Source organism: Bacillus sp. GW823-FHT06B01 (genome assembly GCF_058952315.1).
On the sequence record NZ_JBXAHR010000007.1, the window covers coordinates 196,092 to 208,745 of the forward strand.

At 36.2% G+C, this 12,654-nt stretch carries 10 protein-coding genes; 6 read left to right on the forward strand and 4 right to left on the reverse strand.

Annotated elements, in window-relative coordinates; genetic code table 11:
* Window positions 1-9 precede the first annotated feature (9 nt).
* The 3 genes from AC1Q8N_RS25675 to hemL form a co-directional block, all read right to left on the reverse strand.
* Window positions 10-1,098 (reverse strand): aromatic acid exporter family protein, encoded by a 1,089-nt coding sequence (locus AC1Q8N_RS25675; protein ID WP_000765792.1) that lies wholly within the window; start codon window positions 1,096-1,098, stop codon window positions 10-12.
* Window positions 1,099-1,357: 259 nt separating this feature from the next.
* The gene (locus tag AC1Q8N_RS25680; RefSeq protein WP_493521427.1) at window positions 1,358-5,794 is read right to left on the reverse strand and encodes a glutamate synthase-related protein; all 4,437 of its coding nucleotides are present in this window, start codon (window positions 5,792-5,794) and stop codon (window positions 1,358-1,360) included.
* A 200-nt stretch (window positions 5,795-5,994) separates the two neighbouring features.
* Window positions 5,995-7,293, reverse strand: a complete 1,299-nt coding sequence (gene hemL / locus AC1Q8N_RS25685) for a glutamate-1-semialdehyde-2,1-aminomutase (RefSeq protein ID WP_141520050.1) — start codon at window positions 7,291-7,293, stop codon at window positions 5,995-5,997.
* A 127-nt stretch (window positions 7,294-7,420) separates the two neighbouring features.
* Between hemL and AC1Q8N_RS25690 the strand changes: the two genes are divergently transcribed.
* The 6 genes from AC1Q8N_RS25690 (at window position 7,421) to perR (ending at window position 11,712) form a co-directional block, all read left to right on the forward strand.
* Complete coding sequence (locus AC1Q8N_RS25690; protein WP_048542086.1) at window positions 7,421-8,434, forward strand: ABC transporter ATP-binding protein; 1,014 nt, start codon at window positions 7,421-7,423, stop codon at window positions 8,432-8,434.
* Complete coding sequence (locus AC1Q8N_RS25695; RefSeq protein WP_000521517.1) at window positions 8,427-9,218, forward strand: ABC transporter permease; 792 nt, start codon at window positions 8,427-8,429, stop codon at window positions 9,216-9,218. The genes AC1Q8N_RS25690 and AC1Q8N_RS25695 overlap by 8 nt, the downstream gene beginning before the upstream one ends.
* 4 nt (window positions 9,219-9,222) lie before the next feature.
* Window positions 9,223-10,008, forward strand: coding sequence for an ABC transporter permease (locus tag AC1Q8N_RS25700; RefSeq protein WP_000639385.1), 786 nt, complete (start codon window positions 9,223-9,225; stop codon window positions 10,006-10,008).
* Window positions 10,009-10,080: 72 nt separating this feature from the next.
* Window positions 10,081-10,485 (forward strand): potassium channel family protein, encoded by a 405-nt coding sequence (locus AC1Q8N_RS25705; protein ID WP_048542085.1) that lies wholly within the window; start codon window positions 10,081-10,083, stop codon window positions 10,483-10,485.
* Between the two features lie 44 nt (window positions 10,486-10,529).
* Complete coding sequence (gene bcp / locus AC1Q8N_RS25710; protein WP_048542083.1) at window positions 10,530-10,985, forward strand: thioredoxin-dependent thiol peroxidase; 456 nt, start codon at window positions 10,530-10,532, stop codon at window positions 10,983-10,985.
* A gap of 298 nt (window positions 10,986-11,283) precedes the next feature.
* Window positions 11,284-11,712, forward strand: coding sequence for a peroxide-responsive transcriptional repressor PerR (gene perR, locus AC1Q8N_RS25715; RefSeq protein ID WP_170956976.1), 429 nt, complete (start codon window positions 11,284-11,286; stop codon window positions 11,710-11,712).
* Window positions 11,713-11,911: 199 nt separating this feature from the next.
* Here the strand turns inward: perR and AC1Q8N_RS25720 are convergent, their stop codons facing one another.
* Complete coding sequence (locus AC1Q8N_RS25720) at window positions 11,912-12,268, reverse strand: YgzB family protein (RefSeq protein ID WP_000025063.1); 357 nt, start codon at window positions 12,266-12,268, stop codon at window positions 11,912-11,914.
* Window positions 12,269-12,654 lie beyond the last annotated feature (386 nt).

Sequence of the window (12,654 nt, forward strand, 5' to 3'; positions counted from 1 at the left end):
CTGTTTTCTTTATTCGTCTTCTTTTTTATCTTCGATTTGGAGTTCTGCTTCTGGTTTATGGTATGTGTAGAAGCTATCCACAAGTAAATCTAAATGCTCTACTTCTTCACTATAGTTAATAATGGCAGAAATAAGAGGGAAGAGGTGTAGCCATGTTTTATACGCTTCCTCATCGTCCTTGTTTTGATAATCCATAAAGATATCAATTAATTCTTGTTTACCTGTTTCAACTTCATCAAGCATTTCAACGGATTGTTGTTTTTTTGCTTTACCAATAAATTTTAATAAAACTTGTTCATGGTAATGGGTTAATGAATCAAGTTCGTTTTGGATAGATTCCTGAAATTCTTCTGGCATATAGCGCAGTTCATTTTCAGTACGATGTAATGATTTTAACGTACTTAAAGCACGGCTTGTCGTCGCTAACATTTGTCTGAATAAAACGAGCTTACGAATTTTTGCGAACTTTACTTTTTTCGTGTAGCTTCTTTCTTCTTTATACAGCAAATAGTAATGGTTTAGTTTGATCATCTTTTCTTTCATACGATCAATATCAGTTTTTAGCGTTGTAAAATCAGAAGCTTGCCTGCTATTCATTCGAATCCATTTTACAATTTCTTCTGTATTATCAACGATACGATGATATAGTTTTGTTTCGTATTTTGGCGGCATAAACACTAAATTTACAAGTGAAGCCGCAATAATTCCAATCATAATCGTCGCAAAGCGAAGTAAGGCAAAACTAAAGAAATCGTCGCCCTGATACTCCATAATGGCGATAACTGTTACTAAAGCAATTGATATTGTGTTTTCTAATCGTAATTGTAACGTAAGCGCAATTACTAATATACATGTTAATCCAATAATAAAAGGATTATGTCCAAAAGCAGTAGCAAATACGATAGCGAATACGGCACCAATGACGTTTGCTTGAATTTGCTCAAGAGCTGTTAAATACGAGCGGTATACAGACGGTTGAACAGCGAATATAGCTGAGATTCCCGCGAATACTGGACTCGGTAATTGAAGTAAAATACAAGCAAATAAAGCTAATGTGATGGCAATACCCGTTTTTAAAATGCGAGCACCAAGTTTCATACCCTTAATAAGATCCTTTCTCTTGTCATAATGAATGTACAACATGATACTATACATTCATTACAATATGTTAGCAAGTGATATTTTAGTGACGTTAATAAGAAATTAAGATTCATTTTATACTTTTTCCTAATTCTTTTTAAACATCAATTTTTAGTGAAAAAACCTGCTGAATTTCAGCAGGTTTCAAATTGTTACTATAGATTACTATGAGAAGTGTACTTCGTCAATTTTTTCTTGAAAATGAAAAGTTGGTATATCACTCTGTTGAGATAGATGGATCAGCCTGCTCTTTTTTCGGGATAATTTCAAAAAACTGTTGCTGCATATCATCGAGTAACGGTGTTAATAAAGCAACTTCCTCGTATTGCTCATGTTCATTTAATACACGAATGTAATCTAACAATAACTCAGTCACATCTTGCACGCCGTTTTTACTAATTGGTTGTAATGTAACATTTGCCCCTTTTGCGATTCTTCTTTTTAAGGCGTGTTCTGTTAAACCCGAGCTTGAATCATGACGTAAATAAACAACACCACCAGTCATACCAGCACAAATCCATGGACCAGGATCCCCTAAAACAAGCGCTCGCCCATTTGTCATATATTCAAAAGCGAAACCTTTAATATTAGAGTATACACCTATATTCCCTTGCTCTTTTTCACGGAGTGGCTTTGTCATTCGCCCTCCAATTATCATGTCTGCTCCAGAGAGGCGAATGCCAGCGCGAGCATCAGCGTTACCTTGAACGTATAGCGATCCTTTTTGTGCACCGTACCCAAAACCTTTTCCGACAGAACCGTTATAATATATGCCGTCTTTTCCTTTTGCTTTCGTTATATAAATACCACCACCAAAGGAGGTTTTACCAATACCATCTTGTGCACCGCCATTTACGTGTATAAATAAGTTTTCACTATTGTAAGCACCTAATCCATTTCCAGGAATAGAGCCATTCGTATACTTTAATGTAAGTGGTTCAAGCTTCGTGTCTTCATATAATTTACTACGAACGCGATAGCAAGATTCTAGACCACCCATAACGCGTTGCTCTACGCCAACGCCTACTAATTCTTTTGAATGAGGGGAATGAACTGTTTCAAATTGTTTTTCTGGTACGTATTCTTTTTTTGTAACAGATGGGTGTTCTATCGTTTGTAGTAAATTACATAAGTCTAATAAATTTTCGCCTCGAACTTGTTCTAATAAATCGGAATGTCCGACAATTTCTTGTAAATTTGTATAACCAAGATTTCCTGTTAATCGTTTTAGTTCTACGCCAAAAGTGGTGAATAAATGTAATAATCCAGCAACGGCGCTTTCTAATTCGCGCGGGACGAAGCGGCGTAATCCGTGTTCTTTCGCCTGAGCTTCAGACTCAATTTGTGTTGCAATTCCAACGTGACAAGTATCTAGATGACATCCGCGGCAAGTTGTACAGCCGATTGCAATCATGGATAATGTACCAAATCCAATACGGTTTGCCCCGAGGAGCATGATTTTCAAGGCATCATTAACACTTCGAATACCACCGTCAGCCCAAATTTCTACCTTTTGCCTCATATTTGCTTCTAATAAAGCATTGTGAGCGGCTTTCACACCAATTTCTACAGGAAGGCCTACATGTTGCAATGCGTGAATACGTGCGGCACCTGTACCACCATCAAATCCGCTAATGTTAATAAAGTCAGCACCAGCCTTTGCGATACCGACAGCAATTGTTCCAATGTTAGGGACAACAGGGACCTTTACAGCTACTTTCGCAAGTTGATTAGCCGTTTTAATTTCTGTAATCATTTGAGCTAAATCTTCAATGGAATAAATATCATGGTTGTTAGAAGGTGAAATTAAATCAGAGCCAATTGTAGCATTACGCGCTTCAGCGATTTTTGCTGTTACTTTTGAACCAGGCAAATGTCCGCCTTCACCAGGCTTTGCGCCTTGCCCAATTTTTATTTCAATTAAGTTTGATGAATTTAGTAGTTCGGCGTTTACACCAAATCGCCCAGATGCAACTTGTTGTCCACGTGTATGTGGATATTTTCCAATCATATCTTTAATTTCGCCGCCTTCACCGTTCAAGCTAATCATATTTAGCTGATCGGCCGCTTCTGCATATGCACGAAAGGCAATTTCATTTTGAGAACCGAATGACATGGAACTAATAATAAATGGTAAATCATGATTTTGAATGCTGATGGATACTTCTTCAGCCGGAACGACATGTTTTGTTTCTTTCGTTTGAACAAGATGTCTAATCGCGATTGGATTATTTTCTTCTAACTCACTTAATTTGTCACGGTAATCATCATAAGAATTTCCTTTTGCGACATCGCCGATTGCTTTCCAAATTCGCGGGAATATATGAAAAGATTTTCGCATTCTAACTTTAGGATTGTTATAATCATCCGCTCGCAATTGTGCATCTTCAGCAAGTGATTCAAGTGAAAAAGCTAAATCATTTGAACCGAAGAAATTCGTAATTTGTAATATATTTGCGATTTCCTCATGTAATCCGATAGAAGAATAGAGGCGGCCGTAACCACGTAATTCATGAATTCCAATTGTTGAAATGACTTTTTCTAGTCCTTTATTAAGAGCATTATACAAATTCGTAATTGGCGTTTTTGTTCCATCATTTACGGTTGCAAATAATAAATATGGATTCATACCATCTGCTCCTAATCCATATAGTGTGACGATATCATGTAAGGAGCGAAGGGCACCAGAACGTATAACGAGAGAGCAGTTTCGGCGTAATTTATTTTCGCTTAATACTTGATGTACTTTAGCGGTAACTAAATGCGGATCAATCCATAACTGTTCATTTAGATGAGCGTTGGCATCGTCTATTAATAGTAGGGAAGCTCCATCGTTCACGGCCTTTATCGCTTCAGAACTAATTCGATTTAAGGCGCATTGTAAAGTTTCTGCCTGACTGAATGTAGCAGAGATTGTAGCGATAGAGCTATGAGTATTGAATAGCTCTATAAGTTGTTCGTACGTAATTGTGTGTAATTCCTCTGTAATAGATTGTGCTACACTTCCTTCTAAAATAATGGGGGAAAGCATCTCAACTACAAATGGCCGTTTAGCTCCGCTTAATAAACTTGGGCGCTCTCCAAGTATTGTTCGTGTGGAGAAGTGCTCGACCTCTCGATCACGATCGATTGCTGGATTTGTAACAACGGCTACACTTTCCTTAATGAAATCAGCGATATTTCGTCTATCAGTATCGAGTGCTGCAAGTGGTGAGTCATGCCCAAGTGAGCGAATTGGCTCAACGCCTTTTGTTGCCATCTGTTCAAGAAGCTGAATATGTTCTCGGTCCCAGCCAAAAGCAACGTATTGTTTCGTTTCGACTTGTATAGAATCACATAATCCTGGGATTTCTTTCGTTTCAGGGATAAATAAGTTTAAATGATAATCTTTAGTATCAACTCGCTTTTTAAAACGGTTATATACTTGAGTTTGGTAGTCATCGTATTCGTAGAGTACAAGTTCATCTTGTTCATTCCACTTTAGACCGACTTTTTCTCCAGGAGCGAGTGGTTTTGGTTCTGCTACATATTCAGTTGGTGATACAACTCCAGGTTCAGAAGAGAAAACATAAGAACTCGCTGTCTCTACTTTCCATACTGGTCGTAGTCCAAGGGAATCAACGCTGAAAACAGCCTCATCTTTATAACGTGAAATAATACCAGCTGGACCTTGCGCAAAATGGCCCCAAGCTTCACGTATATACGTATATAAATCTTGTAAATGCGGTTCATAAAGTTTCATTTCATTAATAATTGGTGGGAATAGTATATCCATTGCTTCAAATAAACTGTAGTCGTATTGAACAAGTAGAGTTTCTAAGGTGCGGTTTAAATCTTGGGAGTCACTGCCCCCAGCAGTAAGTGGAACATGAATCATGTCAGCTTGATCACGTAATTTTGCAATTGTGTTAATTTCACCATTATGTCCGAGAATGCTAAATGGTTGTACACGAAAAAAATTAGATAATGTATTAGTAGAATAGCGGTTATGTCCTAGTGTCATAGTTGAAGCGATAAGTGGATGTTGTAAATCGTTGTAATAGGCAACAAGTGTATCCCCAGCGCCTAGAACTTTATATACAACATGGTCACGACTTAATGAAGCAACATGAATCGCTTCGTTTTCCTCTATTTTTATCGTTACTGAAAATAATGTTTGCTCAATATTTTCACCTTTATTTTCTGCGATAAGAGCAACTTGCCAAAATAAAGGTTCTTCCTGTTTACCAAGTGGACCGAGTGCATCGGAATTTATTACATCATCACTTTCAAAAATAATAGTAAAACTTTCGTTATTTAATTGCGTACGAATATGATTTTTTAAATTAACGATATTTGCGTTTTTGTTTAGAAAAAAATGTCCAACGATAAAGTGGGGATGATCCACAATCGTTGGATTGTATCCGTTATTTTTCAGCTTTTCATTCCAAAGTGCTTTTGGGACATCAATGTGAATTCCGATTCCATCTCCTTCACCATTAATGAAACCAGCTCGATGATTCATTTTGACAAGTGATTGTATGCAAAGGTCAATGTTTTCTTTTGTAGGAATTTTGCGTTTCTCCATAACGGAAACGATTCCACACGCATCATGTTCTGCATTTTTATAATCTCGAAATAAAGACGGTGTCCATGTATTTGTTTTATTGAGCATCCGCCAATCCCCCCTCTTATTGAAGTTTGAATAATCTTACTATTTAAGGCGTGAGCAGCCTTATATACAAGGATAGTAAGGATATAAAAGAAAAATAAAACAGATAATTATGAATAATTATACTATTAATAAGGGATTTATGAAATAGAAAAAAGGAAAAAAGAAAGATGTGCTTTCTTTTTTCCTTTTTAATGAAGGGATTATTTATTATCCGCTAAAGCAGCGAATGCTCTGCCTACAGCTTCAATTGTATATTCAATATCTTCTTTTGTATGTTCTGTCGTTAAGAACCATGCCTCGTATTTAGAAGGTGCTAAGTTAATTCCTTCTTGAAGCATAAGCTTGAAGAATTTACCGAACATTTCACCGTCTGTATCTTGTGCTGCATCGTAATCTTCAATTGTATTTGTTGTGAAGTATACAGTTAAAGCACCTTTTAGTCGGTTTAATGTAATATCGATATTATGTTTTGTAGCTTGCTCTAAAATTCCCTTTTCAAGCATCGCACCAAGTTCATCTAATTTCTCATAAAGACCTTCTTGTTGAAGAACTTCTAGACAAGCGATACCGGATGCCATAGAAGCAGGATTTCCTGCCATTGTACCAGCTTGATATGCAGGTCCGAGCGGGGCAACTTGTTCCATAATTTCTTTCTTACCACCATAAGCACCGATCGGAAGTCCGCCGCCAATAACTTTACCAAGCGCTGTTAAGTCTGGTGTTACGCCAAGTAAGTCTTGAGCACCACCGTACATGAAGCGGAAGGCAGTAATAACTTCATCATAAATTACTAGTGCACCAGCTGCGTGAACAAGTTCGTTCACTTTCTCAAGGAAACCAGGTTTTGGCTCTACAATACCGAAGTTTCCAACAATCGGTTCTACAAGGATAGCTGCTACTTCATGTCCCCATTTATCTAATGCTTCTTTTAAAGTTTCTACATTATTAAATGGAACGGTAATAACTTCTTGAGCGATACTTTGTGGTACACCAGCTGAGTCTGGAGTTCCTAGCGTAGAAGGGCCAGATCCAGCTGCTACAAGTACTAAATCAGAATGACCGTGGTAACAACCAGCAAATTTCATAATTTTTGTGCGGCCTGTGTAAGCACGAGCGACACGAATTGTTGTCATTACTGATTCAGTACCAGAGTTTACGAAGCGGACTTTATCTAATGCAGGCATTGCTTCTTTTAACATTTTTGCAAATTTTACTTCTAGTGCTGTTGGTGTTCCGTAAAGTACACCATTTTCAGCAGCTGTTGTAATTGCTTTTGTAATGTGCGGGTGAGCATGTCCAGTAATAATAGGACCGTATGCTGCTAAATAATCGATATATTTATTTCCGTCTACATCCCAGAAATAAGCACCTTTTCCACGTTCCATAGCAACAGGAGCGCCGCCGCCAACTGCTTTAAAAGAACGAGAAGGACTATTAACGCCGCCAACGATATGTTCTAAAGCTTCTTTATGTAATGCTTCTGATTTTGTGAATTTCACTACAATTCATCTCCTTACAAAAATCTATGTATTATTCTAACATGTTTTTCGAAAAGACGTATTGTTTGTGATAGAGAAGGCAGTTGGGTAAACTATTCGTTGTGACATTTAGGAAGGGGGTCCGATTATGAAATCGGTAATTGAGGTACAAGGGTTACGTAAAGAGTTTACAGCCTATTCAAGTCGTCCGGGATTAAAGGGTGCTTTTCGCGATTTATTAAATCGTAATTATAAAATAGTACCAGCAGTAAATGATGTATCTTTTAATGTGAAACAAGGCGAAATGGTTGGATATATCGGTGAGAACGGTGCTGGTAAATCAACAACTATTAAAATGCTTACGGGGATTTTGACTCCGACATCAGGAGAAATTTTAGTAAATGGGATGAACCCGCATAAGCAGAGAGAAGAATTCGTAAGAACAATTGGTGTTGTTTTCGGTCAACGCTCACAACTTTGGTGGGATATTGCTGTACAAGAATCTTTTCGTTTATTAAAAAAAGTGTACGGTGTATCAGACGCTCAGTATAAAGAGCATATGGAACACGTGATTGAAACGTTAGATATTGGTCCTTTATTAGATAAGCCAGTTCGAAAGTTATCTCTAGGTCAAAGAATGCGTTGTGAATTAGCGGCAGCATTAATTCATAATCCGCCGTTATTATTTTTAGATGAACCAACAATTGGGTTAGATGTTCTTGTGAAATTAAAAATACGTGAATTTTTAAAAGAAATGAATGAACGTTATAAAACAACAATTTTATTAACAACCCATGATATTACTGATATTGAAGCTTTATGTGAGCGCGTTATCATGCTGGATGAAGGAAATATTATGTATGACGGTTCTTTAAATAATCTTCGTACACAGTGGGGAGCAGAGAAGGAAATCCATTTTCAATTTATTGCACCAGTTTCCTATCAGGCTTTATCAATGGTTATGCCAGATAGTCATGTCGTTTGGTCGAAAGCGAAAGAGGAAAACGCGTGGGTTGCAAAAATACCGAATGAAGAAGTTGTCATTTCAATGCTTATTTCTAAAGTAGTACAAGCCTTTCAAATTAAAGATTTAAAAATTAACGAAGTGTCTACAGAGGAAATTATTCGTAACATTTATGAAGAAGGTATTAAACATGGGTAAGTACATTGAAATGATTCGGATTCGCTTTTTAATGATGCTTGCGTATCGTACAAACTATTATAGCGGGATTTTAATTTATACAATTAATATCGGTGCGTATTATTTTTTATGGCAAGCAATTTATAGTGGAAAAGAGAATATTGAAAGTTTATCTATTTCGCAAATGACTACTTATATCGCAATTGCGTGGATGGCACGTGCCTTTTATTTTAATAATATAGACAGGGAAATTGCGATGGAGATTCAAGAAGGACGTGTAGCAGTAGAACTCATTCGTCCATATAACTACTTAGGCATGAAAGTGATGCAAGGTCTTGGTGAAGGAATATTTCGTTTTGCTTTCTTTTCAATTCCAGGTATGGTTATCGTTACCTTATTATTTTCATTGCAAATTACAACGAATTTTCAAACGTGGTTATATTTCTTCTTATCTTTAATATTTAGTTTTATTATTAATACACAAATTAATTTAATGACTGGAATGCTCACGTTCTTCCTATTTAATAATAGTGGAATTATGTATGCGAAACGTGTTGTTATTGATTTATTTTCAGGTCTATTATTACCAATTAGTTTTTATCCGTTATGGGCCCAAAAGGCAATGATGTTTTTACCGTTTCAGGCGATTAGTTATATTCCGAGTATGATTTTTTCAGAAGGTATACAAGGAAGTAAATTGTATGAGGCATTATTATTCCAAGTAATTTGGGCAATTGTACTTATTATTCCAATTGTACTCATGTGGAGAACGGCGAGAAAACGTCTAATTGTACAAGGGGGATGATGAGATGATATATATAAACCTATTTTTGCAATATGCAAGCCAATATATAAAAACAAAATTGGAGTATCGGGGCGATTTTATCGTTGGATTACTTTCTGATTTAGCACTACAGGCTGTTAATTTAATCTTTATTCTCGTTGTGTTTGGGCATACACAAGCATTAAAGGGCTGGAGTAGAGAAGAAGTAATCTTTATTTATGGTTTCTTTTTAGTGCCGTTTGCCATTTTCTCAGCTTTCTTTAACATATGGGACTTTAATGATCGTTATATTATTAAAGGAGAAATGGATCGTATATTAACGAGACCGATTCATAGTTTATTTCAAATTATATTAGAAAGAATGGAACTTGAATCTTTAATTGGAGCGATTACAGGAATAATTGTAATGGGATATGCAGCAGTGGAGCTGCAATTATCTTTTTACTGGTACGATTTCTTCTTATTCTTACTGATGGTAGGAGGAGGAGCACTTGTATATGGAGGGATATTTGTTACGCTTGCGAGCCTTGGTTTTTGGTCGGATGCGAAAAGTTCAATTATGCCGCTAATGTATAACATAGGTAACTATGGTCGCTATCCTGTTAACATTTATAACCGTGTGATTCGCTTCATTTTAACGTTTGTTTTACCATTTGCGTTTGTCGGAGTGTATCCAGCAGCATACTTTTTAAGAAAAACAGAGTGGAATAGCTATGCATTTGCAACACCATTCGTTGGTGTTATCTGTTTTACGATTGCAATTACTCTTTGGAACCAAGGAGTAAAAAGGTACCGTGGTGCTGGGAATTAATTATAGAAGCTTGTTTGTTTCTAAGGGATAAATCCAATGGCTGTCTCATACATATAAAATGAGGTGGAGGACATGTTATGGGGATTTATTCTATTAATTGCAGCAATTGCTATTTTGAGAAGTGTCCAATTGTTATGGAGTTCATATTCAGATTCTAGGCGTTTCTTTTCGCTTTATAATTTAGCCTCCTTATTTTTAATTTATACAACGGTATTGATTGCGTTTGGGTTAAGTTATGTTGTATTAGAAGAAATGGGTTTTGCAGTTTTGAAAGAAGATGGAGATAGCTTGCATGCCCAATCTTTTCAACTTGTAGAAATTTGCTTATATTTTAGCGCGGTTACTTTATTGTCCGTTGGGTACGGTGATATAGCTCCAATTGGAATAGGGAGATGGATTGCGATTGCAGAAGCGCTAATTGGATATACATTACCGTTTGCTTTTGTAATGAGGTCTGTAATAGACAATGAAAAATAAGGTAGCATTTGATATAGTAAAAGAAAAGAGTAGGAGTGATAACAATGATCACAGTAGGAGAAATGGCTCCAGAATTTACATTAGAGGGAAGTAACGGGGAACAAGTTCGCTTAGCTGATTTTCGTGGTAAAAACGTAGTGCTATATTTTTATCCGAAAGATATGACTCCAGGGTGTACAACTGAAGCATGTGATTTTCGCGATGCGTATGGATTATTTCAAGAGAAAGATACAGTTATTCTTGGTGTAAGTCCTGATTCAGCGAACAGACATCTGAAATTCATTGAGAAGCATGAGCTTCCATTTGTACTTTTAGTAGATGAAGATCATAAGGTAGCGGAATTATACGGTGTTTGGAAATTGAAAAAGAACTTTGGAAAAGAGTATATGGGAATCGAGCGTTCTACATTCCTTATTAATAAAGACGGTGAGCTTGTAAAAGAGTGGCGTAAAGTGAAAGTGAAGGGACATACTGAAGAGGTTCTTTCTTATATAAAGTAAATCCATTGTGGAGATAAAATATATAGAAGTAAGGCGAGTGTCTATACATATTTTATCGTCTTACATAAAGTGAAGTGTAGGGCATACCTCCTCAGATGATAGTATTCCAAGTGCGATTATGTCGCACTTTTTTTCTATGTAAATGTATAGAAAATGGGGAAGGATATATAAGAATAAGGCTATATACAAAAATAAACCACATACTTATAGTAGAAATATTGACGATTTATAAGAAAAGGAGTACACTCTTTATAAGAATTATAAAATAATAATCCGTATAGAATCGGGGTGCATGACGGTGGTCAAAGAAGAATTAAAAGAAGCGCTAGAAATGCTGAAAAATACGGGTGTACGCATTACTCCACAGCGTCATGCTATTTTAGAGTACCTTGTGGAATCTATGACGCACCCAACAGCGGATGACATTTATAAAGCATTAGAAGGTAAGTTTCCAAATATGAGTGTTGCAACTGTCTATAATAACTTACGTGTATTTAAAGAGGTTGGACTTGTAAAGGAATTAACTTATGGAGACGCTTCAAGTAGATTTGATTATGTTACAAGTCAACATTATCATGTGATTTGCGAAAAATGTGGTAAGATTGTTGATTTTCCTTATGGAGGTTTGGAACAGATTGAAGAGGAAGCTGCGAAAACGACAGGCTTCGTTATTAATAGTCATCGCTTAGAAATTTATGGCGTTTGTCCAGAGTGTCATAAGGCGTAATATATAATAAAGAAAGAGGGAGACGTAAACGTCTCCCTCTTTCTTTATTATATATGGGAATTACGTTAGGTTCAGGAGGATTTAAAACGTTCAGTGAAGAACCTAATTTAATTAAAGATAAATACAAAAGGTGATTTCTTTGTTAAGAAATCACCTTTTAACGTTTAGGTTTGTAAGGGCACATTGTACCTATATATGCCTATGATTTATAGCTCTTCTTATTATATTTCTCATCAAATTCTTTTCCTTCTAGATTTCGATCCATTGTTAAAGGTTGGTTGCAATGCATACATGCGTCGACACGACCGAGCATTTTGGTCGGCTTATCGCAGCTTGGACAAATAATTTGTACAGTTTTAGTAGATAACATGCCAATCCAAAAGTAAACGACAGTACTAGCGATAACAGCTAAAAAGCCAACCATCATAAATGTTGTCATAATAATAATGTTTTCACGGAAAAAGACACCTAAGTATGCAATGAAGAGGCCGATAAATACTAAACTTAATGCAAAGGTCCGGATTTTATTGATTTTGTTCGAATACTTAATGCTCATTTGCATCACACTCCTATAATAATAATATAACATAAAATTTAGAATTTTCACTCGTTAGTAAACGTGATAAACCGATAAGATATGAGATATGGAGTATGATGCAGAATGAAGGGAGACTATAATGGTTTTAAGATTTTAACGGGATGTGAAATTTTTTTATGAAAAGTATTGACCCCTTATATACTACATGATATATTAATAACCGTCGCTGATGCGGAAACGCAGAAAACGACAAAAAAGAAATTAAAAAACTTAGTTGACATCGGAAAACGAAGATGTTAACATAAGGAAGTCGCAAATGAGCGACCGAGTAGTTCTTTGAAAACTGAACGAAACAAACAACGTGAAACGTCAATTTTTATTTTTAGATGCTAGACAAACTAACT

Excerpts from the sequence above, each read along its gene's own strand:
- AC1Q8N_RS25680 (WP_493521427.1), bottom strand. The coding sequence starts at position 5,794 with ATGCTCAATAAAACAAATACATGGACACCGTCTTTATTTCGAGATTAT.
- bcp (WP_048542083.1), top strand. The coding sequence starts at position 10,530 with ATGATCACAGTAGGAGAAATGGCTCCAGAATTTACATTAGAGGGAAGT.
- AC1Q8N_RS25700 (WP_000639385.1), top strand. The coding sequence starts at position 9,223 with ATGATATATATAAACCTATTTTTGCAATATGCAAGCCAATATATAAAA.
- AC1Q8N_RS25720 (WP_000025063.1), bottom strand. The coding sequence starts at position 12,268 with ATGAGCATTAAGTATTCGAACAAAATCAATAAAATCCGGACCTTTGCA.
- AC1Q8N_RS25705 (WP_048542085.1), top strand. The coding sequence starts at position 10,081 with ATGTTATGGGGATTTATTCTATTAATTGCAGCAATTGCTATTTTGAGA.
- AC1Q8N_RS25690 (WP_048542086.1), top strand. The coding sequence starts at position 7,421 with ATGAAATCGGTAATTGAGGTACAAGGGTTACGTAAAGAGTTTACAGCC.
- AC1Q8N_RS25675 (WP_000765792.1), bottom strand. The coding sequence starts at position 1,098 with ATGAAACTTGGTGCTCGCATTTTAAAAACGGGTATTGCCATCACATTA.
- AC1Q8N_RS25695 (WP_000521517.1), top strand. The coding sequence starts at position 8,427 with ATGGGTAAGTACATTGAAATGATTCGGATTCGCTTTTTAATGATGCTT.